The sequence below is a fragment of the Streptococcus sp. HMSC071D03 genome, from assembly GCF_001812125.1.
GTDB classification, from domain to species: Bacteria; Bacillota; Bacilli; order Lactobacillales; family Streptococcaceae; genus Streptococcus; species Streptococcus pseudopneumoniae_N.
Genome location: NZ_KV807810.1, coordinates 1 through 1,570, shown reverse-complemented (window position 1 = coordinate 1,570; position 1,570 = coordinate 1). Strand labels below are relative to the sequence as shown.

Sequence of the window (1,570 nt, the reverse complement as noted above, 5' to 3'; positions counted from 1 at the left end):
AAAAAAGACCTAAAAGGATATACCCAATAGGTCTGACTGCATCAGCCATTATATTTACAGCTTGGTTTGTCGCAGAGCTGTAACTAGAAAGAGAGCTTGTCAGCTCTCTAATATCTAAATTCATAGGCTACTCCTAAAATTTTAGTTGAGACAGTGATGCAACAACTGCAGCCGCAATCCCAGCAGAAGCAACAGCTAAAAATGCACCATTAATCATAGAATCAGACCCATCATCTTGCCTTTGCTTATCTTTGTTCTTTCTTCCTTGAATATAATCGACCGCACCATTCCAGATCCAGATAAGACCTGTGATTGTTCCAACTACACCAAGACCCGTAATAATTTTTGTAATAATTTCCATTTTGTTTTACCTCTTTTAATTTCTTTTTTTATAACAAAAGGCACTGTAGAAATTTCTACAGTGCCAAACACAATACTATTTTTACAATTCATCAAATTCTTCACGATAAATCGTCCGAACAGTAGCTACTAGAAGAGTAAGTACTATCATAATGGTAGCTTCAATATGTGGATATGGGAAAAAACTAACTGCCCCTTTGGGAGCTTCAAACACTTGACCAGAAGTCATCCATGGTTCAGTGGACCACCCCATAATATTAGGATAGTACCATCCAAGAATAGCTGATAAAAATTTTTCACTGGATTCTTTAAAAAGATAGTGTATACCAGCTAACAATGCAAGTAACACAAGTGTCAGGCATATCTTTCCTATAATCCAGAATAAAAACATACCTACAGCAGACTTCACAACATTAATACACCAAAGAATGATATAAAAGGGAGCTGTAAAAATCCTAATAATTGCTACCCATAACCAGGAAAAATCACTCCCAAATTTCATAACTCTACTCCTCCACGATTTACCGTTATTATACCAAATAGCTTATTTTAAAGGTTCCTAGAGTATTCTAAGCCTCTTTTTTCTTACGCTTGCTGTAGAGCAAGCCTGTAGCAACACTTCCCATTGCTAGAGCAGCTAAAAGTAAATCTGCAGAATCCTTCTCCCCTGTCGAAGGCAAGCTTCGTTCTGGTTGAGTTACTGGTTTCTGCGGATTTTCTTCAGGAGTTTTTGGCTCTGGTTTTGGTTCCGGCTTTGGCTCTGGTTTTGGTTCTTCCTTTTTAGGTTCTTCTGGTTTTGGTTCTTCTGGAGTATGAGTCACAACCGTATTAGAAACAACCTCCACACCGTTAACAGTATGATAGTAAGTATTTTCTACTGTTCCTGACTGAATGCGTGTCATTTGTAGATATACTTCTGCTTGAAATTCTGATGTCTCTAAAATTGACTTCAAGAAAGTTTCATCAAAGCTAATATCTACTTTACCTTTAGCCTTGTCTACTACCTGACTTGTGAACTTAGTTAATTCATCACCAACTTTGAATTTTTGGCCGTCACTTGTTTCAAAATCTACAGCAGTAAACACTTGATAGACACTCTGATAATCATCATGTGTTTCATCATAGTCGTCGCTAAATTTATACTCAAATAACTGTTCTGAGCGATCTTTTGGCACTAGGGAACCAACTAATTTGTAATTAAATGTTTGAT

Annotated in this window: 3 protein-coding genes; all 3 read right to left on the bottom strand. The window is 36.8% G+C overall.

Features of this window, described 5'->3' with window-relative positions; genetic code table 11:
• Nucleotides 1-133: 133 nt before the first annotated feature.
• Nucleotides 134-361 (bottom strand): hypothetical protein, encoded by a 228-nt coding sequence (locus tag HMPREF2837_RS09480; protein ID WP_000402890.1) that lies wholly within the window; start codon nt 359-361, stop codon nt 134-136.
• 81 nt (nt 362-442) lie between these two features.
• Entirely contained in the window at nt 443-862 is a 420-nt protein-coding gene (locus HMPREF2837_RS09475; protein WP_061087875.1) for a hypothetical protein, read from the bottom strand.
• Between the two features lie 67 nt (nt 863-929).
• The coding region (locus HMPREF2837_RS09470; protein ID WP_148131864.1) for an LPXTG cell wall anchor domain-containing protein at nt 930-1,570 on the bottom strand (641 nt) is incomplete at its 5' end.

Coding starts and splice junctions, on each gene's coding strand:
- HMPREF2837_RS09480 (WP_000402890.1), bottom strand. CDS start 361: ATGGAAATTATTACAAAAATTATTACGGGTCTTGGTGTAGTTGGAACA.
- HMPREF2837_RS09475 (WP_061087875.1), bottom strand. CDS start 862: ATGAAATTTGGGAGTGATTTTTCCTGGTTATGGGTAGCAATTATTAGG.